This window comes from Acinetobacter sp. 226-1 (genome assembly GCF_030329325.1).
In the GTDB taxonomy this organism is placed as follows: domain Bacteria; phylum Pseudomonadota; class Gammaproteobacteria; order Pseudomonadales; family Moraxellaceae; genus Acinetobacter; species Acinetobacter sichuanensis.
The window spans coordinates 1-21,638 of sequence record NZ_JACANU010000014.1 but is presented as its reverse complement, the minus strand read 5'-3'; the positions used below and the strand labels follow the sequence as shown (position 1 = coordinate 21,638).

The window sequence follows — 21,638 nt, the reverse complement described above, 5'->3', positions numbered from 1 at the left end:
TCTTTTCAACAAAAAAAACTTTTAAATGACATAGGACGATCTTCATTGTTTCTTTTAGCTGATCAAAATTTTTATGAAAGACTCAAAGAAATTATTTTCAATGAATCTACATTGATGCAACGCTTATGTTATTTACAAAGTATTCATGCTGATGCCTATCTTTGTGCAGGTGTTATTCGTAACTTAGTTTGGTCGGCTTTACATCAGCAAAATTACCCCATCGAAAGTGGTGAAATTGATGTGATCTTTTTTGATGCAAATGAAAAAGAACATGAAATGAGTCATCAAATTTATCAAAAAATGATGGAAGAATTTCCTAAAAATACGTGGGATGTTGTAAATCAAGCTTTTGTACATACATGGTATAAAACAGAAATAGGAGATACAATTTCTCCTTATCTTTCATTGCTTGATGCATTAAAGACATGGCCTGAAACAGCGACAGCAATTGCAGTTCGTTTAACAAAAGATAATGAACTTGATGTCATTGCACCATTTGGTTTATCTGATCTATTTGAGTTGAAAATACGTTGGAATGACTGTTTAGTGAGTCATGCAGTATTTATGCACCGTGTAGTTTCAAAGCAGTTTTTAGTGCGATGGAAAAACTTAAAGCTTGTATCATGAAGTATAGATAGATAAAAAACCTTCCCATTAAGGAAGGCTTTTTAAAATAGAGATTAAGTATTTAACTCTTGCTTTTTATTATGTCGGATCGATAACCAAGCTGTAATGGTTAAGACAATGACAATAAAACCGAGAGAAATCCAAATTGGCATATGGAAAACATCAAGCATCAACATTTTAAAGCCGATAAAGACTAAAATAATACCCAAACCATACGGTAAATAATGCATTTTTGATGCTGCGCCTGCCAACAAAAAGAACATTGCGCGTAAACCTAAAATTGCCATTAAGTTTGCAGTTAATACAATAAATGGATCTGTTGTAACAGCAAAGATTGCAGGAATGGAATCTACCGCAAAAATGACATCTGAAGCTTCAACTAAAATTAAAACAAGGAATAATGGTGTTGCCCATAACAGACCATTTTGACGGACAAAGAATTTTGTGCCTTCAAGTTGTGGCGTGATGCGCATATGTTTGCGTAACCATTTTAAAATTGCCATATCTTCAATATTGGCATCTTCTTCATCTTGTCCTTTTAATAATTTAAAACCTGTATAGACCAGAAATGCACCAAAGATATAGAGAATCCAAGAAAACTCTTGAACGAACCAAGCACCAATAAAAATAAAAATAGTGCGTAATACGATTGCGCCTAAGACACCATACAGTAAGATTTTACGTTGCAATGCAGGTGGGATAGCGAAAGCCGCAAAGATCATTAACCAAACAAAAACATTATCAATAGCAAGTGATTTTTCGAGTAAATAACCTGCGAAATATTCCATAGTTTTTGCATTCGCAATATTTACACCAACTGTTTGTTGTAAATAAAGCCATAAACCACCACCAAATAAAGCAGCGATACTGACCCAAGCGATACTCCAGTACGCTGCGGTTTTAATTTTAACTTCTTGCCCTTCTTTTTGTTTAAAGCCAAGAAAGTCGATGAGTAACATGATTGCTACAATGGCAAAGAATGCGAGATACAGCCAAGGATTGCCGATGGATTCCATAAAAATTCTCCAAATCTGGCAATCAGGCATAAAAAAAGACCTTGACCTGTTGCCAGATGATTAAACATCTGTATCAACATGATCAAGGTCTTGCCTACGTTATAACTTTATTTAAAGATATAACGCTCAGATACCGGCTTTTTTATTTAGACAAATAAAAATGCGTAATGACGATATTCTGATTGGGAGGCTACTCCCCTTGTTCAAACTAAACTGTGTAAAGAAATGAACTACATAGATTTCATTTCTTAATGTGTAAACAGAATCGCATATTTCTGCAAAATGTGCAAACTTTTTGTCTAGTTTTTATGCACATTAAAATCCTGACGTTGTACCAAAATCACTGCCAAAATTGTCCCAATCACAGCAAGAACACCACCAATAATTCCAATATTATTTAGCCCATAATGTGTTGTGACGATACCTCCTAATAATGCACCGCCACCAATCCCGACATTATAGAGTCCTGAATAAATAGCCATCGCAACATCGGTTGCATCTGAAGCTAAATTTAAAGTTTTGGCTTGTTGCGCTAAACTAAAGCAAATAATTGCCATTCCCCAAAATAAGCTCAAAATACTGAAACTGGTAAAATTTGAAGAAAGCGGAATTAGCAATAACATTGAAATTGCCAAGATAGCACTACTCAGGGGAATAGGAAATTTTGGATATTTTTTTGCAAATTTGCCAAATAAATAAGAGCCAAAGAAACCTGCTGCACCATAAATTAATAATAAACTCGTGGTTTGAGATGAACTAAAATTTGCAATATTCAAGGCAAAAGGTTCAATATAACTATAAGCAGTAAATTGTGCAGTGATGACAATAATGGTTAATGCAAAAACCATCATCAATGCTGGACGTTGTATAAATAGTTTTAAACTGCTGAGTGAACCTGAGTTGACGCTAGGTAAGCGAGGTAAGGTTTTTGCAAGAATGAGACAGACTAATGTTGCCCCGATTGCGATTAAACCAAAAGTATTGCGCCAGCCATAAGCTTCCCCAATCATACGTCCAAAAGGAATACCTAAAACCATCGCCAGTGCTGTGCCTGTTGCGAGCAACCCAAGCGCTTGAAATTCTTTGCCTTTGGGAGCAACGCGAACAGCCAAAGAAGCAGTAATTGACCAAAATAAAGCATGTGAAAAAGCAATGCCTACACGACTGAGCAATAAAATATCAAAGCTCCATGCAAAATAGGACAAGGCATGGCTGATCACAAATACAATAAATAATGTAATCAATAAAAAACGTCGTTCAATATTTTTAGTTAATAGCATGATTGGAAGAGAAATTGGAGCAACAACCCATGCATATAAGGTAATCATAATACCGACATCTGTTGCAGGCATAGCAAAGCTTTGACCAATATCACTGAGTAAAGCAACGGGAACAAATTCTGTGGTATTAAAAATAAAAGCAGCAAAGGCAAGACTAATGACACTAATCCATTGCTGTTTCTCACTGGGTGAAGACTGCATTGATGAGTGTTGGGGAGATGATGACATAATCAGAACTTTGAAAAATTAGGAATAAATTTTAGGCTGATTAAAACGACTTGTTAAGCTAAAAATCGTGATCAACTTATGAGAGTAGAAATTAGGTCCGAAATTAGATCCACATTGAAACACGCTATTTATAATGTCTTATTCACTGATGTTACGCATTAGATTTAAATTAAATAGCTGAAAAAAGCAAAAGCTAAATTTACATGACGGAGTCTTACATCTAAAGTTTAAATTTGGGATTAGTCTTCGGCTCGACCTACTTTTGTTTCGGCAAAAGTAGGCAAAACCATTGTCATCCGCAAAACTCGTCGACTACCGCAAATTGATAAATACATCGCAGAAACATTTCTATCCACAGTAGTCCTGCCTCAAACACGTTGCGGATGACGTTTTCGCGTATCCACATTTTTCTAGCTCCAAAGTTTAATTTTAGAGTTGCTGCGTAACATCAATTATTCACGTTATTTTGTGGCTAAATATTTTTATTCTAAATAAGATGAATCAAGAAGTATGAAAGAGTTATACAACCAATGCTAGAAATTTTTTCCATAGTACTGCCTATATTTTTGATTATTTTTTTAGGATATCTCAGTCGTGCTTCTGGAAAGTTAGGTGAACACGCTGCTTCTGAATTAAATAAAGCGGTAGTATGGATATTTTTACCTGCATTACTTTTTAAAATTTGTGCAACTTCACATATTTCTGAAGTCTGGAATACTGGTTTTGTCATCTCCTATGTAATGGGCTGCATACTGGTTTTTTTTGCTATTTTATTTTGGCGCTTGGCACAGAAACATCATTTGGTTGTTGCGAGTATTGATGGCTTAAGTGCTGCCTATGCCAACACAGGGTATATTGGCATTCCTTTATGCGTATTGATTTTTGGTGAATTTGGTTTAAAACCTGCCATGATTGCAACTTTAGTAGTGGTGGTTGCAGTCTTTGCTGTTGCGGTCACATTCATTGAGTTTGCCTTACAAAAAACTGGAAATGTTGTGCAAACAATCACACATGTTTTTTGGGCATTACTCAAAAATCCTATTGTGATTGCTCCGATATTAGGTTTTATGTGGGCAGCAACAGGTTATCAAATTGCAACGCCTCTAATGCATTTATTGGATATGCTGGCTATTGCAACATCTCCTTGTGCTTTGATTTCATTAGGCTTATTTTTAGCGAAAAAGCAAACCAGTGTACAAACTCGTTCTTTTATTCCATTGGTTGTTACAAAGCTGATCGTACAGCCTTTAATTACTGCATTTTTTGCAATTGTGGTATTTAAGTTGCCAACTGCTTGGGCACATAGCGCCATTATTTTAAGTGCTTTGCCTACAGGAACAGGTCCTTATATGTTGGCAGAACTCTATAAAACAGATGCTAAAACCATTTCACAAAGTATTTTATGGTCTACGATTTTATCCATTATCAGTTTGAGTGTTTTACTGACGTTGTTTAATTCATAAAGAAAATAAACAGAAATGATTTGAAATTTATGGCATGTTGGAAATAGATTATTTTTTAAGAGCTATAAAATGTTAGAAATCAAACATAAAGATGATGGTAAAAATGGCAAATTTTATATTGGTGAAGAAGCTCATTATTTGGCTGAAATGACATATACATGGGCAGGAAACGATAAAATTATTATTGATCATACAACGGTTGAAGATGAACTACGTGGTGAAGGTGTAGGACGTAAATTACTGGATAATTTAGTTGAATTTGCACGTCAAAAAAAGATTTTCGTTATTCCACTGTGCCCATTTGCAAAATCAGTTTTTGATAAAGATCAGTCAATACATGATATTTTATTCTCATAATTTTTTGAGTTTTCATCTGTTGGTCTTCATTGAAAGTGATATGAGATCAACTGTAAATTTTTAAGCAACATAGGAATAAATGATGCAATTTCAGCATATTCATCAGCAAGATCATGGTGAGTTTTTTCTAAATAATGAACAAGGTCAACGTATTGCTGAGATTAGTTATATTTGGCGTGATGAACACACAATTGTTGCAAACCATACTTGGGTAGATGATTCATTACGTGGTCAAGGTGTGGCACGTCAGTTGCTCGATACATTGGTTGATTTTGCTCGTGAAAAGAAACTTAAAATTGTACCGACATGTTCCTATGTAGAAGTGATGTTTAGACGTGAAAAAAGTTTTATAGATGTTGCGGCTTAAAGAGTGAACCTTTTTATTTTTAGAGATTTAAATCTATTTATCTCATTTATAAAAAGGTGATGATGAATAATATGCAGTTTATGAGCTCTATTCATTGAATATGAAGTTTATATAAACGATTTAATTTAAATTGCAATAATGTAATGGCTAAAAAATAACAACTCGCCATAACTTGTAGCATAAATAAATCATGTAAGAATATGAAAATAATAGAAATACTGATAAATGTGAGTATTTTATATAACCAGCCATTTAACAGATAATAACAACATATACCTAATAAAAACGACATGATTGCGACATTAGCGAAAGTGCTTATGCCAATTTTATTTAAAAATAAAATGATACCAATATAAAAAATGTCGAGCACAAAGATGATGGTTAAATTTTTAATCATTTTTATTCTCACTTTAAAAAAAGCCCTTAATCATCGAGTTCATTAAGGGCAAAAATTAAAATATAATAAATATTTTCAATGATTTTACTTGAAAAAAGGAGTCATTGAAGACGATAATTTATGTGAGAAAAGAATTACATTTGTTTAAAAAATAAACATTTTGAGGTGTTGCATGAATGATAATAAAGAGAGAAAGATGTTAATCCAGTTATGTTATGCCAGTGTTCGAGTGGAAGGAGAAAATGATTTATTACTTGATTTAAGTGATATTTTGGTTACAGCGCGCAATTTTAATGCCGAAAACTCAATATTTGGTGTTTTATACTATGCCGATGGCTCATTTTTTCAGTGTTTAGAGGGGCAAGTTGAGGATGTGTTAGCTTTATTTCAAAAGATCCAGCAAGATAAAAGACATCATCAAGTACAACAATTTGCGATCAAAGAAATTAGTGAAATCACATTTAAGCAGTGGTCAATGAAATATGTAAATTCAAATACCAAAATTGCCAATTTTTTTAAAAGTATTGGTCTAAATAAATTTGAACCTCATCATTTGAATTCTGAAAATATTCATGAGTTTTTAAAAATTTTATTGAAAACAGCCAATACAGAAAAACCAATAAAACCATCAATAGGTTATCAAAATAGAGGATATCAAAACTATTTTTAAATATTTTTGATCAAAGAAAATACTTAAAAACACCCTATAAGATCTAGCGAACTTATAGGGTTTTATTGAAAACTCGATTTTTAAATAGATACTATTTATTTTTCAAAGCATGAATGAGCTTTTGATGTAATCCACCAAAACCACCGTTGGACATGATTACTACCGCATCACCCTCACCTGCTTCAGCAATTACAGTGTTGATGATGTCATCCAAAGTACGAGCAACCACAGCTTTATTCGCTGCAGCATCAATCACAGGCTGTAAATCCCAATCCAGACCTTCAGGTTGATACCAAATTACTTCATCAGCCAAACGGGCAGAATGCGCCAAACCATCTTTATGTGAACCCATACGCATGGTATTTGAACGTGGCTCAATGATCGCCCACAGTTTACGTTCGCCTAAACGTTTGCGTGCACCTTCAAGTGTGGTATCAATCGCAGTTGGATGATGCGCAAAGTCATCATAGACTTCAATGCCGTTCACTGTATCAAGCAGTTCCATACGGCGTTTTACACCGCCAAAGTTAGACAAGGCTTCACAAGCTGTTTCAATCGAAACGCCAACATGTTCAGCAGCGACAATGGTTACCAAAGCATTGGCTACACTGTGTTGCCCTGTCATGTTCCATTTGACTTCACCTTTCACAACGCCGTGCTGAAGAACTTTAAAATGTGAACCATCCGCAGACAATTGTTCTGCATAGACTTCAGCAGCGTCGTTGGCATCTAAAGAGGTACGTACTACAGGTGTCCAACAGCCCATTTCCAAGACTTCATCAATATTCGTTTCAGTGATTGGCGCAATAATACGACCTTCACTTGGAATGGTACGAACCAAATGATGGAATTGTTTTTGAATTGCAGCTAAGTCATCAAAAATGTCCGCATGGTCAAATTCAAGATTATTTAAAATGGCAGTTTTGGGATGGTAATGCACGAACTTAGAACGTTTATCGAAGAATGCAGAATCGTATTCATCGGCTTCTACACAGAAGTATTTTCCACCGCCTAAACGTGCGCTTTCACTAAAACCTAAAGGTACACCACCGATTAAAAAACCTGGATTTAAACCTGCCTGATCAAGTACCCAAGCCAACATGGTTGTGGTTGTGGTTTTACCGTGTGTACCTGCTACGCCAAGGACGTGTTTGCCTTGTAATACGTGATCTGCAAGGAATTGTGGACCTGAGATATACGGTAGACCTTCGTTGAGCATATATTCTACTGCATCAATACCACGTTTCATGGCATTGCCCACAATCACAAGGTCAGGATGGGGTTGTAAATGACTGCGGTCATAGCCTTGCATCAAGGTGATGCCTGCATTTTCAAGTTGGGTTGACATGGGTGGATAGACGTTTGCGTCTGAACCTGTCACCTTATGTCCCAAGTCACGTGCTAACAGTGCCAATGAACCCATAAAAGTGCCACAAATACCCAAAATATGCAGATGCATTCGTTCTTACTCCACTGCTTTTATAGACACATCACTTTGTTGTTGTGCTGTTGTCATTATAAATTTAACTTAAAAGGTTGATTCGATTTGAAAGCAACGATAGCAAGGGTTTAAGGGAAAAGATAGTTTTTCTTGTGTCAATAAAGTGAATTCAAATCAAACCTGATTTTCAACTTTTGACTCGTCATAATTTAAGATGAAATAGGCAAAACTATATAAACTGTCCTCTTCACCATTTTTTAGAAATTTCAAGACTTTGTTTAATGGAAAGGACATCATATTTCCATCAGTTAAAATTGCTGCATATTCAAGAGAATGGTCAATACCATTCAAAAAATCAGGCTTTTGCTGTTTTGCAGTTTCAAAATCGATCCAATACCATTTTTTTGACTGATCATTTTTACGAATGGATTCTCCAACATACGCCGCTGTTCTGAGTACAATGGGAATAATTTTACTCTCAGTCTCAAGATCATCTTCACGAATTGAAAGTAAATACTCATCAATATGTTGAATACTTCCTAAGGAATAATCCATATTCAATGAATGAAAGAATTCTAAATTTGGAACAGGATTATTTTTTTCATGAGTAAGCATATTTGCCAAATCAGCAAATGCTAGATTAATTTCGGGTAATTCTTCATTCGATACGGTAGATTGGCGTGAACCAAATAAGCGCTTAAAAAAATGAATGATCATTTGCAAGATATTGGTCATTTAATTCTCAGTTTTAATTTATATTTTTGTCTGGCTAATTTTAGATAATTTATATAAAAATATCACCAAATTTTTAGGCTGTACTTTTATGTATATTCCTCTTTTATTGTTGATTCTTGCTAACTGTTTTATGACGCTTGCATGGTATGGGCATTTAAAATTTTTACCCCACGATGCGCCGCTTTGGCAGGCGATTTTATTCAGTTGGGTGATTGCCCTGTTTGAATATAGTCTAATGATTCCTGCGACTAAACTTTTAGCACAACAAGGCTGGGCAATTGGGCAAATGAAAATTACTCAAGAGGTAGTCACACTCTTAGTTTTTGTTCCTTTTATGATTTTTCTCTTTAAACAACCCTTTAAGCTGGATTATGTGTGGGCAGGTTTATGCTTAATGGGCTGTGTATATTTTGTCTTTAGAAGTCAATAAAGCTAAAAAGCCAATTATTTTCCAAAAAAATACTGAAAATAATGACGGATATGATCGCTTAAATTTTATTGAGCTGAAAAATCAGTCTATAATAGCGAGCTTCTAATTCATTTAAAGCTTGGTATTCGCCAAGATTTATCCTTCCTTACATTCGTCACGGAATATTTGCAATGAATGCGGCCGCTGTACAAGACGCTCCTCTAGTTGGAATTATCATGGGTTCTCAATCAGACTGGGCAACTCTCGAAAACACTGCCAATATGCTCAAACAGCTTGGTGTCCCTTTTGAAGCCGAAGTTGTTTCTGCTCATCGTACCCCAGATCGCTTGTTTGAATATGCTGAAACCGCTCGTGAACGCGGTATTCAAGTGATTATTGCAGGTGCAGGTGGTGCGGCGCATTTACCTGGCATGTGTGCAGCAAAAACTGATCTTCCTGTATTGGGCGTACCTGTAAAATCTTCTATCTTAAATGGTGTAGATTCATTACTTTCAATTGTACAAATGCCTGCGGGAATTGCTGTGGGTACATTGGCGATTGGTCCTGCGGGAGCCACCAATGCAGCGATTATGGCAGCACAAATTTTAGGTTTAACACGCCCTGAAATTGCAAAAAATGTTGCAGATTTCCGTGCAACGCAAACCGATAAAGTTGCAAGCAAAAATATTCCAGGTCAAGCGTAAAACGGGACAAAGATTATGGATAAAACCATCGGTATTTTTGGTGGTGGTCAATTGGGGCGTATGATGGCGCAAGCTGCATTACCCCTCAATATTCAATGTACCTTCTTTGAAGCAAGTACTGATTGCCCTTCTGCGGCATTGGGTCAAGTTTTTTCGACTAAAGCTGAAAATGGTTTACAAGACTTTATTGCCAGTGCAGATGTATTTAGTCTTGAGTTTGAAAATACACCATTGATTGATGTTGATGTATTGACCAAGCAAAAAGATTTACATCCACCACGTCAAGCCTTAGCGATCGCACAACATCGTTTGTCAGAAAAAGCGTTGTTTGATGAATTGAATATTCCAGTTGCGCCGTATAAAGCGGTGACTTCATTGGAAAGTTTGCAATCAGCAGTAGCTGAACTGGGTTTACCCATTGTCCTCAAAACCTCTCGTGGTGGTTATGATGGAAAGGGGCAGTTTGTTTTGCGTTCAGCAGATCAAATTGATCAGGCTTGGGCAGAGTTAGGTCCTGCGGGTGAGCTTATTGCAGAAAGTTTTGTGACTTTCTCACGTGAAGTTTCGATCATTGCTGTACGAGGTCAAAATGGTGATGTGAGAACCTGGGCTTTGGCTGAAAATCATCATCACAATGGTATTTTGTCACACTCGATTGTACCTGCACCGAACAGCGCAGATTTACAACCTGTGGCACAAGACTACATCACTCGTTTATTAAATCATCTTAATTATGTTGGTGTACTCACACTTGAGTTGTTTGTGACTGAAAAAGGCTTATATGCCAATGAGATGGCACCACGTGTGCATAACTCTGGGCATTGGTCGATAGAAGGTGCGGACTGTTCTCAGTTTGAAAATCATGTGCGTGCAGTGGCAGGTTTACCTTTAGGTTCTACTGAGGTTGTGCGTCCTACCGTTATGGTCAATATCATTGGTCAGCATCCAAAATCTGAAGATGTTTTGGCATTAAATGGTGCACATTTACACCTTTATAATAAAACTGAACGTGAAGGTCGTAAGATTGGTCATATTACCTTAATGCCTAAAGATGCTGCTGAATTGACGACTTTATGCCGTCAATTGGCGAAGATTTTGCCAAATCCACTGGCATTAAGTGAAGATATAAATATTTAAGTCCAAAATTGGATATTAAAAAAGCGGTCATCAAATTGACCGCTTTTTTATTTTTTTCATTTCTGTATGATGCACCCTTTTATTTTTAGACTTCCTTGTGGATAAGATTGGTCTTTGGAAATATCTACAAGTTTAAATTTAAAAAATAGTTTTAAATTTAAACCGAGAAAAATGAATTTAAAAGTATTATGAATTTAAATTTTTCCATACATTTTTTAAAATATAAAATTTAAAAATACAATAAAAACAGTGATTTAATATTTTATTGTAAATTTTAACGATTTCTTTTATTTGAATTTAAAGTGATTTAAATTCAAATGCATTTTGTGGATAAAATTTTTAAATTTAAATTTTCTGTGCAAAGTTAAATTGATTGAAAAATGAATTTAAAATTTACGTTTTGTTTCTACAAATTTATCCACAGAATGTTATGTTATACACATAATTTTAATGACAATGATATTGTGAATAGTATGCGTGGCTTTTATTTTTTATGTGGTACTGCTTTATTAGCAATGACGCATGTACATGCTGATCTTGTGATTAATGGTCAGCCTGTATCTTCAGTCAGTTCAACAACACCTACAATTTCTAATTCAACATTTACACCACAACGTGATTTTCAAGGTTGTTTGGCAAATTTGCGCTCAAGTGCAACAGCATCAGGTGTGAGTGGTTCAACTTATGACCGTTATACTCAAAACTTAACACCTGATTATTCTGTTCTGAGTAAATTAGATTATCAACCTGAGTTTTCAACACCAATTTGGGATTATTTATCTGGTTTGGTCGATGATGAGCGTGTGCAACAAGGGCGCCAAATGTTGGCACAGCATCGTGATGTATTAAATCGTGTTGCAGCAGCTTATGGTGTACCCGCAGAAACAGTGGTTGCTGTTTGGGGAGTAGAAAGTAATTTTGGTAATATTTCAGGTAAATATCCATTATTGCAAGCTTTAGGTACTTTAAGTTGCGAAGGTCGTCGTCAAAGTTATTTCCGAGGCGAATTTTTTGCAACGATGAGAATTTTACAACGTGGTGATTTACGTGAAGATCAACTCAAAGGATCATGGGCGGGTGCATTTGGTCATACTCAATTTATGCCGTCAACTTATGAGGAATTGGCTGTAGATTTTGATGGCGATGGTCGTCGTGATCTCGTTTCCAGCACATCAGATGCTTTGGCTTCGACTGCAAATTTTCTTAAAAAGCGTGGTTGGCAAACAGGTATGCCTTGGGGATTTGAAGTCAAAATTCCAGATGGTGCTTCGGTGGGTGGTGAAAGTCGTCGCAATAAAAAATCCCTCAATTCATGGGTAAATCGTGGTTTTACTCGAGTGGATGGTACGCCAATTATTCAAGGCAATCTTTCAGGAAGTTCACAAGCAGGGTTGATGATGCCAGCAGGTGAAAATGGTCCAGCATTTTTAGTGTTTAAAAACTTTGATGCGATTTATAGTTATAACGCGGCTGAAAGTTATGCTTTAGCGATTGCACACTTGTCAGATCGTTTACAAGGTAAGGGAACTTTCCAAACAGCATGGCCAACGAATGATGCAGGAACATCTCGTGCGGAACGTCGTGAAATCCAAAACTTTTTGTTGAAAAAAGGTTATGCAATTGGTGATGCTGATGGGTTGATTGGTGATAAAACGCGCCAAGCGATTCAACAGGAACAAAGCAAATTAGGACTAAATCCGACTGGGCGAGCAGGACAGCAAATTTTAAAAGCATTTAGAAATGAAGCAGCAAAAGGTATGATGCAATAATTCATAATTCATATTTTTAACATCAAAAAAGGTCTGTATAAACAGACCTTTTTATAAATAAATCATATCGATAAATCATCATTACTCAATCGGTGAAGAATCCAATTTAACCGCCTCTAATAAATCTAAAATAACAGCAGTGACATCTTGGGTATGATCACGATCATTGAAAATTTCATAAGCGCTAATCGTGACATCAGTATCACTTGGCAGTTGTTTTTGTTCTTCTTCAATAAGATGTTCAATTGGAAGCAAAGTCTGTTTAATTTCTAAGTGTAGAATGTCATTGAACTCGATATTTTCATCTTCAAGTTCAATAAGTTGCTCGTTAAAATAGGGTAATAAAATAGAATGGAGATACGGTTGAAGTTCAGTAATATCAAAAATTTCGATATCACGAGTCTGTTCAATCGTGCTGATATGATCATTTACTTCTAGAATAATATGATAATAGCTCACAGGTATCTCCTTTAAATATCTAATGATTACCATAGCATGATTTTTAAAAAATAAAATTAATACTGATTAAAAATATGGATTTAAAATTAGCATAATATTTTATAAAAAAATCTTTTTATCTTGAATTTAACATCGCTAAATCTGAAGAAGTTAAACGGAAATTTTGTAAATCTTGCTCTTTCATCACAGGATACATTAAAGCTTTGGGATCGGAGTTATGTCGCAATCCTAAAGCATGTCCAAACTCATGAGCAAGAGTGACTCTTAAATCAGCATCAGATTGAAATTCATAAATATTAATACTCTGACCACTAAATGTGCCTTTATCAAATTGGCGTGGTTGAAAACGTGCATTAAATTGATCTACAGATTGATTGAATTGTTGAGTATTTGAGTTTAATGCATCTACTTGTTGGTTAAGTTGATTTACTTTTTGATTATGTAAAGCAAGTTTTTGGTTTAGATTCAATCGATCAGCTTGTAATTGATTTTTGAGTTGTTCTAGCTGTGCGTGTATAGATGGCGTTACGCCTTGATTGGATTGATGAATACGACTGACAAATTGGTTATATTGACTCATTTTAGTTTCATAATTTACTTTATATATGTCTATCTCACGATTAGATTTGTCTAATTCTGCACGTATCTTTTCAATTTTTTCTCTTTTAATATTTTGATCTTGTTGGGTATTTTCTAAAATATTCAGTGCTTGATTGCGAGCGGAAGATTCTACTTGTCGCTCATCATAAATCAAATGAATCGCTAATTTTGCATTAGGATCATAAATAAATAAGTTTTTCATTGTACCTAAATGCCAAATTTCAGTCGCTTGTTGTGCTAAAAGTTTGACTTGTTCATGACTGATGTTAAAGCGTGGGTCAATTTCACCAATTCGATAACGCAAACGATGGTCTAAGGGGTGTGAAATTCGGTCAATTATAGAATTATGATTCAGTTGAGGATGTAAATGACGTTGTATTGCAAAATAACTGGTAAAAAGAATAATGAAAATAATTAACCAAAAGCGCATTTTTTTATATATAAGAGTTGGAATATAAATAATTTAGCTGAAATTTAAAAATTCACAAGCCCTACCAGAAAAATATATGATGAGTCAAAATGAGTCATTATTCTTTAAATAATGGCTCATATAATATTGGTGTCGCTAATATAGTAAGTAAAATTCCTGAACAAACAAAAGCTAAATCATTAAAAATAGCAGCAAAACTGCTCATGTAAATCCAATGCATAGAAGGTAAAAAATACAACAAAAAAGCAGGAAAAAAAGTATATAAATAGGCTTTTCTAGCCCAATGCTTACGCAAAAATAAGCCAAATGTAATAATACAAACTAAAATAAATGCAGCACAGATAATAAAAAATTCTAAGTTTTGAGGCTCAATGATGAGAATTTTATCCAGTAATGCCAGTTCAGGTTGTGGATTGAGTACATCAATCAAAACTGCAATAATCGGTAAAATAAACTGTGCAGCAATGAGGCTGTAAAATATAGGTACAGTGATAACTGGTAGTTTTTGCATTCTTGTCATTCTCATTTTATGATCTTGATCAATATAGAATAAATCACAGCATAAAAAAACTACTGAATCATTTATTGCTTTAAATCATTTTTATGATAATAAATGCAAAATTATTTGTGCTTTTATTTATAATCAATTGCCAGAAATAACCATAGTAGATTAAATAAAATGAAGATTAAATCTTCATGAATTGAAAAATAAGGTTGAATGAAATGCGATGTTATTTCAAAGAAAAAAAGTAATTGAATGAGTAAAATTATCAAAATAACTTTAAATAAACCGTTTATATACATGTCGTATTTTAATTTATTGTTCATTTTTTTAAATTTCTTTTAATATTTTTTTGAGTATAAATCCAATAAAAAAGCCGTTCAATGATTTGAACGGCTTTTGTGCTAAAGCGACAAATTATTTTTTGTCATCTTTAACTTCAGTGAACTCAGCATCTACAACGCCATCGTCTGCTTTCTGCTGTTGTTGACCAGCATCACCACCGAATTGGTTAGGATCGAAACCTTGAGCTCCGCCTTGACCTTGAGCAGCTTCATACGCACGTTGTGTAATCGGCATAATGATGTTTTGAAGCGCTTCAGTTTTTGCTTTGATATCATCAAGATCGTTTTCTTTTGCAACAGCTTCTAGCTCAGAAACAGCAGTTTCAATCGCAGATTTTTCATCAGCAGTCACTTGGTCACCCAAATCTTTCACTGCTTTTTGTGAAGATGAAACTAAAGCATCAGCTTCGTTACGTGCTTTTGCAAGCTCTTCGAACTTACGATCTTCTTCAGCATTCGCTTCAGCATCTTTGATCATCGCTTCAATTTCAGCATCGCTCAAACCAGAGTTTGCTTTAATCTGAATCGACTGTTCTTTACCAGTGCTCTTGTCTTTTGCAGATACTTTCAAGATACCATCAGCGTTGATGTCAAACGATACTTCAATTTGTGGTACACCACGTGGCGCAGGTGGAATATCGCCTAATTGGAAGTTACCCAACAATTTGTTTTGTTGAGCCATTTTACGTTCACCTTGGAACACTGAAATGTCTACAGCAGGCTGGTTGTCCGCAGCAGTTGAGAACACTTGAGATTTCTTCGCAGGAATCGTGGTGTTTTTCTCAATGATTGCAGTTAACACGCCGCCCATTGTTTCAATACCAAGCGTCAATGGTGTAACGTCAAGTAAAAGTACGTCAGTTTTATCACCAGACAATACAGCACCTTGAATCGCAGCACCAATTGCTACAGCTTCATCAGGGTTTACGTCTTTACGTGGCTCTTTACCAAAGAAGTCTTGTACTTGTTGTTGAACAAGTGGCATACGAGACTGACCACCAACCAAGATCACGTCAGAGATGTCGCTTGTTGAAAGACCAGCATCTTTAAGCGCAATTTTACAAGGCTCAATGGTACGAGCAACCAAGTCAGCAACCAAACCTTCAAGTTTTGCACGTGTAACATTGATCACTAAGTGTTTAGGACCTGTTGCATCAGCTGTGATGTATGGAAGGTTAATTTCAGTTGAGTTCGATGAAGAAAGCTCAATTTTTGCTTTTTCAGCAGCTTCTTTTAAACGTTGAAGTGCAAGTGGATCTTGTTTCAAGTTGAAGTTTTGTTCTTTTTTGAACTCTTCAACAAGATAGTCGATCAATGCATTATCAAAGTCTTCACCACCAAGGAATGTATCACCATTTGTAGACAATACTTCGATTTGTTGGTCGCCATCCAAGTCAGCAATTTCAATGATAGATACGTCAAAAGTACCACCACCAAGGTCATATACAGCAACTTTACGGTCGCCTTCTTTTTTGTCCATACCAAACGCAAGTGCCGCAGCAGTTGGTTCGTTGATGATACGTTTAACTTCTAAGCCTGCAATTTTACCTGCATCTTTCGTTGCTTGACGTTGTGCATCGTTGAAGTACGCAGGAACTGTAATCACAGCTTCTGTTACTGTTTCACCAAGATAGTCTTCAGCAGTTTTTTTCATCTTTTTCAAGATTTCAGCTGAAACTTGTTGTGGTGCAAGTTTCTTGTCGTTTACTTCAACCCAAGCATCGCCATTGTCTGCTTTAACAATTTTGTATGGTACAAGACCGATGTCTTTTTGTACTGCTTGATCTTGGTATTTACGACCGATTAAACGTTTGATTGCATATAATGTATTTTTAGGATTGGTCACTGCTTGACGTTTAGCAGATTGACCTACTAAAGTTTCGCCATCTTTATAAGCAACGATTGAAGGTGTTGTACGTGTGCCTTCAGCATTTTCAATTACTTTAACTTTATCGCCTTCAAGTACAGCAACACATGAGTTTGTAGTACCTAAGTCAATACCGATAATTTTAGCCATTAATGTGTTCCTCTAAATTTTTTTACAATGTTTTCGCTTGTTATCCGATATGAGAGCCATTCAAAAATTTTCAAGTTCATTTTTAGAAAAAATTTAAAAAACTCTCGAATTTTTTAGATTTATTGACCGACCATAACCATTGCAGGGCGGAGCAAACGACCATTTAAGGTATAACCTTTTTGCAGCACTACACCAATTTCATTGGCTTTGGCATTTGGATCAATACCTACAGCTTGATGGAAATCTGCATTAAAGCCGTTTGCTGTATCAGCTTCGACAACACCAAACTTCTCAAGTGTAGTGAGCAATGATTTCAGGGTAAGTTTTACCCCTTCAACAATTGCATTTTCTTCACCAGCAGCTTGAATTGCACGTTCAAGGTTATCAACAGACTCTAATAACTCTTTGGCAAATTTTTCTAGCACAGTCTCTTTATGCTTTTCAGATTCACGTTGAATACGTTCTACGCTTTTTTGAGCTTCATAAACTGCGTTGGCAGTACGTGCTTTTTCGAGCTTTAAACTTTCTTCTAAATTTGTGATTTGTGCTTGTAAATCTTCAACCGCAACTTCAGCTTGCTCATTTTCAGCTTGAGTTTGCTGTTCTGCTTGCTCTTGTTGAAGATCTTGAGCGTCTTGGTTTTGCTCAGTCGCCATTGATTTACTCCGTTTAAATGGGTTCTTAAACATGTACAGTCCTTTTTGGCGTCAGCGCTAACTGCGTTAATACTGAACTGCCATGATTGTTTAATTCATGAATAGTTAAAAGGTATGGGCAAGCCAATAAAATTCAAGTCCTCTATAGATAATATTTCTATTTCCTTCTAGCTAAATACACTATTTTTCTTGTGTTGGTGAGGTTTTATGTGTTGATGATTGTTTTATCGCTATAAAATGTACATGAAAGTTATAGAAATAGATTAATCGTCAAAATGTATCATCTTATAGGAAATATGTATTTTTAATTGAGTGAATAGTTATGTATGATTTTTGATCAAATTATCATGCTGTAGTTTCTTTTTAATTGTTAAAATTCCTTTTCGTAGCTTATCCAAACTCCTTGGATAAGCTTTTTTTGTCTAAAATGACAACTTACAATGTAAAACTAAACTTGTTTTATATTGCAATATATAACTCAAAAATGAAAAAACTATCATTTTAAATTGAGATAAAATTTAAATTTATAAATTAAATCAAATATTTGATTTAAATTTGTGTCAGGTTTTTGCTGTGTTTGAGTTATTAATAAAACCGCAACACGTGGTTACCTGATTGGCTTAAAAGTCTAACCAAGAGCACACGCAGTACAGAAAAATATCAGGAATGATAGGCAACACAAAGAAGACGTCGCTTTGTGAAGTTTATAATGTTTAAAAAGGAAGTATTTTTTAATGAAAAAGTTAGGTTTAATTTCACTATTATTAACTGGTGTATCTTTCGCTGCTGTTGGATGTACATCCACTGAATCTACGAGCACACCAGAGACGGCTGCAACTCAGCAAAGTTCTCAAGTTGAAGAAAACTCTGCACAAGCTTCAACCCTAGATCATTCTTCACAAACAGGTGTCGCTGTACAATCCGATCCAACACTGCAACAAGCAGAGCCTGTACAAGTGAATCCTGAAACAGATGTTGTTGAACAACCAGCAGCACAATAACAAGGTTTAAATACAAAAATAGACAGGGAAATTGAATGCCATTCCTGTCTGTTTTTATATACAACGAAAAATTGAGATGATTTAAATTTTACTTTTGATGTTTAAAAACGGAGAACTCATTTTGTAATGAAAATTAGTCTCTGTCTTGGTTGTTTTGCCCACGACGATCTCGTTTACGATCATTGTCCCGACGTTGTTCACGACGATCCCACTGCTGATCTTTCTTATTATTTTCGGCACGATTTGGAATCACAGGTTTTTGTTGCTGACGATGGTCCCATGTATGTTGAGGAAGCTGTTGAATACGATAATCTGCTCTTTGTCGACGTACTCGTTCAGAACGCTCTTGTCTTTCTCTGCGTTCCCAGTCATAACGGCGTTGACGCTCTTGCTCGAGTCGGGCTTGTTGTAAACGATAAGCACGTTCTCGTTCCCAGCGATTACGATCTGAGTTATGATCATAGCCACGATCACGATCATAAGCGCCATATTGATAGCCGCCTTGGCGATATGAGCCATCTTCAGGAAAAGCAACACAACCCACAGCCAATAAAGCGGTAGCTAAAGACATAATAATTGCTTTAATCGCCATAATGACCTCCTTAATGGAATAATGAATAGCATAAAAAAGTTAGATTTAAAGCTAAAAAGCTAATGACAAGTCCTATCAGGTCAGATTAGCGTATCTAAGTTTTATATTTGTATATAGATTGCTAGACTTCTATACGAATATAGTCAGCTAAAGCCTGATCGTGTAGAAAATATGAAGAATCAAGTAAGCAGAAGGACGAACTATGGTCGCTTTTAACAAAAACATCCAAGAATTAATAGAAAAGGCACAAGGTCCTGCAGCTCGTTCTTTGGATCGTTTACCTAAATTTGCACAAGAATCACTGGTCAAACTATTAGGCTATCCTTATCAGTATCCACAATTAGACAGCTTTACTAAATGCATGATGGCTGCCCAATTCAAACAGGGAAAAATGGGTTTTATTGGTGCAAATGTAGAATATTCGCGTAAACAATTCGAAGTACAAATGCAGTCCATCATCAACAAACCAACCTATGTACAATCTGTTGAGGATATTCGTTTACCATTACAAAGTGGCAGTATTTATGCGCGTCATTACCATCCTGCACCAAGTAAAAAATTACCTATGATTGTGTTTTATCATGGTGGTGGTTTTGTTGTTGGAAGTGTTGATACCCATGATGAAGTTTGTCGACTCATTGCAACTTATGCAAAAGCACAAGTATTAAGTGTTGAATATCCCCTTGCACCCGAAGCTGGACCACGTGAACTTATTCAGTCTTGTGAAGATGCTTTAGCTTGGGTTTATCAAAATCGTCGCCAATTTAAAATTTTAAAAAATAGAATTGCAGTTGCAGGAGATAGTGCTGGAGGAAATATAAGCACAGTGATTGCACAAAGAACTGTAAATACATCTTATGCACCTCAAGCTCAATTTTTAATTTATCCTGTAGTGGATTTTAAAAGTCGACATCCTTCATTTTTTGCATATAAAGATGGTTTAGTTTTAACGGGTTTAGACGTAGATTATGTGACAGACTATTATGTGACAAAATTTAATATTCATTTAGATGACGCAATAATTTCACCGACTTATGGTCAGTTGAAAAAAATAGCACCTACATTTTTAATTACAGCAGGTCATGATATTTTACATGACGAAGGGAAAATATACGCTTACAAATTACGTCAAGCAGGCGTTAAAGTGAATTATCATGAGTATGAAGACCAGACGCATGGCTTTATTAATTTGACACCTGTCTCTCGAAAAGCCAAAAAGAACTTGATCGAAATGAGCAAAGAGTTCCGTAAGTTTTGGGATAAACAATAAAATTGAAATCTGGGCACAAGTCATCTTTTATAGCAAACGAAGACTTGTGCTAAAAATGATGAGCAGACCTAAAAATATTCAACTCAAAGCTTATGCCTAAGTTTTACTGTGAGTAAAAATTTTTTTAAAAATAAAAAATAGATGTTTTGCTGAATACTCATTTTCATTCTATAAAAGCACACTAAAATATTTTTTTATCAATGATTCAGGATCAATGCAATGATTAAGGAAATTGGACTTAGTTTAGGCGTATTACTACTTGCTCAACAAACTTATGCAAATACAGATATGCAAATAAAAACAAACTTTGGAACAATAGAAATCGAACTCTATGATGATAAAGCACCATTATCAGTTACAAACTTTAAAAACTATGTGAAAAGTAATTTTTATAATGGCACTATTTTTCATCGTGTCATTCCGGGCTTTATGATTCAAGGCGGTGGAATGAATGAAAAAATGATTGAAAAGTCAACTCAGGCTGCAATTAAAAATGAATCAGTAAATGGTTTGAAGAATGATCGTGGCACACTTGCAATGGCAAGAACTAATCACCCTGACTCAGCGACAAGTCAATTCTTTATTAATGTTGCAAATAATGACTTTCTTAATAAGTCAGCTGGTAACTCTGGATATGCGGTTTTTGGCAAAGTAACAAAAGGAATGGATGTAGTTGATAAAATTGTGAATGTGCCAACAGAAAATTACGGCATGCATCAAAATGTTCCTAAACAGTCTATTAAAATTATCAACATAAGTTATAAAGTTGCTCCAAATAAATAATTGAAAAAATAAAGCAGAAATATTTTATTCATATTTTTGCTTTATAATTATAGGTTTACACTTAAAATTGTTAAAAAATGCTCCACTTTGGTGCGTAAAAAAACAACACTCGATAAAACAGATGCTTAAAAGTGCTTGCAAGCTTTTTAAAAACCCCTATACTGTGCTCATCCCGACGCGATACAGCAAACAAACTTAGCTTACAGGGTTAGGTTGTTGAATGTTTTTTGCGTTTATTTAGCACTGACGAAGTGTTAAGTTAATCATTAAGAGATTATGAAGAACAACTTGTGTGGATTTTTACTGATTGATTGATCGAAATTATTTTCATTGATTGATGGTAGAAATTACTCGAAGTTTATTTGAGAAATATTTGTCAGAAAA

Annotated in this window: 22 protein-coding genes; 12 read left to right on the top strand and 10 right to left on the bottom strand. The window is 35.2% G+C overall.

All coding sequences use genetic code 11. The features are described from left to right. Positions 1-45: 45 nt before the first annotated feature. Positions 46-627, top strand: a complete 582-nt coding sequence (locus HX124_RS15465; RefSeq protein WP_286378487.1) for a nucleotidyltransferase family protein — start codon at positions 46-48, stop codon at positions 625-627. Between the two features lie 53 nt (positions 628-680). Here the strand turns inward: HX124_RS15465 and HX124_RS15460 are convergent, their stop codons facing one another. After that, the gene (locus tag HX124_RS15460) at positions 681-1,643 is read right to left on the bottom strand and encodes a TerC family protein (protein WP_107009851.1); all 963 of its coding nucleotides are present in this window, start codon (positions 1,641-1,643) and stop codon (positions 681-683) included. A 299-nt stretch (positions 1,644-1,942) separates the two neighbouring features. Further along, complete coding sequence (locus tag HX124_RS15455; RefSeq protein ID WP_286383870.1) at positions 1,943-3,151, bottom strand: sugar transporter; 1,209 nt, start codon at positions 3,149-3,151, stop codon at positions 1,943-1,945. 530 nt (positions 3,152-3,681) lie between these two features. On the opposite strand from HX124_RS15455, the gene HX124_RS15450 reads away from it, so the two are divergent. From HX124_RS15450 to HX124_RS15435, 4 genes are all read left to right on the top strand, one after another. Next, entirely contained in the window at positions 3,682-4,614 is a 933-nt protein-coding gene (locus tag HX124_RS15450) for an AEC family transporter (protein WP_286383868.1), read from the top strand. A gap of 69 nt (positions 4,615-4,683) precedes the next feature. Next, positions 4,684-4,971, top strand: coding sequence for a GNAT family N-acetyltransferase (locus HX124_RS15445; RefSeq protein WP_286383866.1), 288 nt, complete (start codon positions 4,684-4,686; stop codon positions 4,969-4,971). A gap of 82 nt (positions 4,972-5,053) precedes the next feature. Continuing rightward, on the top strand, positions 5,054-5,338 hold the full coding sequence (locus HX124_RS15440; RefSeq protein ID WP_286383865.1) for a GNAT family N-acetyltransferase: 285 nt from the start codon (positions 5,054-5,056) through the stop codon (positions 5,336-5,338). Positions 5,339-5,907: 569 nt separating this feature from the next. Continuing rightward, positions 5,908-6,405: a BLUF domain-containing protein gene (locus HX124_RS15435; RefSeq protein WP_228199075.1), complete on the top strand. Its 498-nt coding sequence runs from the start codon at positions 5,908-5,910 to the stop codon at positions 6,403-6,405. Between the two features lie 91 nt (positions 6,406-6,496). Here HX124_RS15435 and mpl read toward each other — a convergent pair whose 3' ends face one another. Together mpl and HX124_RS15425 are read right to left on the bottom strand one after the other, a co-directional pair. Next, a complete protein-coding gene (gene mpl, locus HX124_RS15430) occupies positions 6,497-7,864 on the bottom strand; it encodes a UDP-N-acetylmuramate:L-alanyl-gamma-D-glutamyl-meso-diaminopimelate ligase (RefSeq protein ID WP_286383864.1) in 1,368 nt (455 codons plus the stop codon). Between the two features lie 156 nt (positions 7,865-8,020). Next, positions 8,021-8,581: a hypothetical protein gene (locus HX124_RS15425; RefSeq protein ID WP_286383863.1), complete on the bottom strand. Its 561-nt coding sequence runs from the start codon at positions 8,579-8,581 to the stop codon at positions 8,021-8,023. An 88-nt stretch (positions 8,582-8,669) separates the two neighbouring features. Here HX124_RS15425 and HX124_RS15420 point away from each other — a divergent pair, with 88 nt between their 5' ends. The 4 genes from HX124_RS15420 (at position 8,670) to HX124_RS15405 (ending at position 12,600) form a co-directional block, all read left to right on the top strand. Further along, positions 8,670-9,011 (top strand): DMT family protein, encoded by a 342-nt coding sequence (locus HX124_RS15420; RefSeq protein WP_107009843.1) that lies wholly within the window; start codon positions 8,670-8,672, stop codon positions 9,009-9,011. Between the two features lie 170 nt (positions 9,012-9,181). Next, entirely contained in the window at positions 9,182-9,694 is a 513-nt protein-coding gene (gene purE, locus HX124_RS15415; protein ID WP_107009842.1) for a 5-(carboxyamino)imidazole ribonucleotide mutase, read from the top strand. A 15-nt stretch (positions 9,695-9,709) separates the two neighbouring features. Then, on the top strand, positions 9,710-10,831 hold the full coding sequence (locus HX124_RS15410; protein ID WP_286383862.1) for a 5-(carboxyamino)imidazole ribonucleotide synthase: 1,122 nt from the start codon (positions 9,710-9,712) through the stop codon (positions 10,829-10,831). Positions 10,832-11,304: 473 nt separating this feature from the next. After that, the gene (locus HX124_RS15405) at positions 11,305-12,600 is read left to right on the top strand and encodes a lytic murein transglycosylase (protein WP_286383861.1); all 1,296 of its coding nucleotides are present in this window, start codon (positions 11,305-11,307) and stop codon (positions 12,598-12,600) included. A gap of 81 nt (positions 12,601-12,681) precedes the next feature. Here HX124_RS15405 and HX124_RS15400 read toward each other — a convergent pair whose 3' ends face one another. The 5 genes from HX124_RS15400 to grpE form a co-directional block, all read right to left on the bottom strand. Then, positions 12,682-13,092 (bottom strand): hypothetical protein, encoded by a 411-nt coding sequence (locus HX124_RS15400; RefSeq protein WP_107009839.1) that lies wholly within the window; start codon positions 13,090-13,092, stop codon positions 12,682-12,684. A gap of 82 nt (positions 13,093-13,174) precedes the next feature. Beyond that, positions 13,175-14,089: a matrixin family metalloprotease gene (locus HX124_RS15395; RefSeq protein WP_286383860.1), complete on the bottom strand. Its 915-nt coding sequence runs from the start codon at positions 14,087-14,089 to the stop codon at positions 13,175-13,177. A gap of 97 nt (positions 14,090-14,186) precedes the next feature. Next, the gene (locus tag HX124_RS15390; RefSeq protein WP_286383859.1) at positions 14,187-14,600 is read right to left on the bottom strand and encodes a hypothetical protein; all 414 of its coding nucleotides are present in this window, start codon (positions 14,598-14,600) and stop codon (positions 14,187-14,189) included. A gap of 408 nt (positions 14,601-15,008) precedes the next feature. Beyond that, positions 15,009-16,952: a molecular chaperone DnaK gene (dnaK, locus tag HX124_RS15385; protein ID WP_286383858.1), complete on the bottom strand. Its 1,944-nt coding sequence runs from the start codon at positions 16,950-16,952 to the stop codon at positions 15,009-15,011. A gap of 119 nt (positions 16,953-17,071) precedes the next feature. Beyond that, a complete protein-coding gene (gene grpE / locus HX124_RS15380; RefSeq protein ID WP_107009835.1) occupies positions 17,072-17,608 on the bottom strand; it encodes a nucleotide exchange factor GrpE in 537 nt (178 codons plus the stop codon). Positions 17,609-18,342: 734 nt separating this feature from the next. Between grpE and HX124_RS15375 the strand changes: the two genes are divergently transcribed. Next, complete coding sequence (locus tag HX124_RS15375) at positions 18,343-18,609, top strand: molybdenum ABC transporter substrate-binding protein (protein WP_107009834.1); 267 nt, start codon at positions 18,343-18,345, stop codon at positions 18,607-18,609. A 133-nt stretch (positions 18,610-18,742) separates the two neighbouring features. On the opposite strand, the gene HX124_RS15370 is transcribed toward HX124_RS15375, so the two are convergent. Beyond that, positions 18,743-19,201 (bottom strand): hypothetical protein, encoded by a 459-nt coding sequence (locus HX124_RS15370; protein WP_286378499.1) that lies wholly within the window; start codon positions 19,199-19,201, stop codon positions 18,743-18,745. Positions 19,202-19,403: 202 nt separating this feature from the next. Between HX124_RS15370 and HX124_RS15365 the strand changes: the two genes are divergently transcribed. Both HX124_RS15365 and HX124_RS15360 read left to right on the top strand, forming a co-directional pair. After that, a complete protein-coding gene (locus HX124_RS15365; RefSeq protein ID WP_286383856.1) occupies positions 19,404-20,471 on the top strand; it encodes an alpha/beta hydrolase in 1,068 nt (355 codons plus the stop codon). Between the two features lie 219 nt (positions 20,472-20,690). Then, positions 20,691-21,254 (top strand): peptidylprolyl isomerase, encoded by a 564-nt coding sequence (locus HX124_RS15360; RefSeq protein ID WP_286383855.1) that lies wholly within the window; start codon positions 20,691-20,693, stop codon positions 21,252-21,254. The last annotated feature ends 384 nt before the right edge of the window (positions 21,255-21,638 follow it).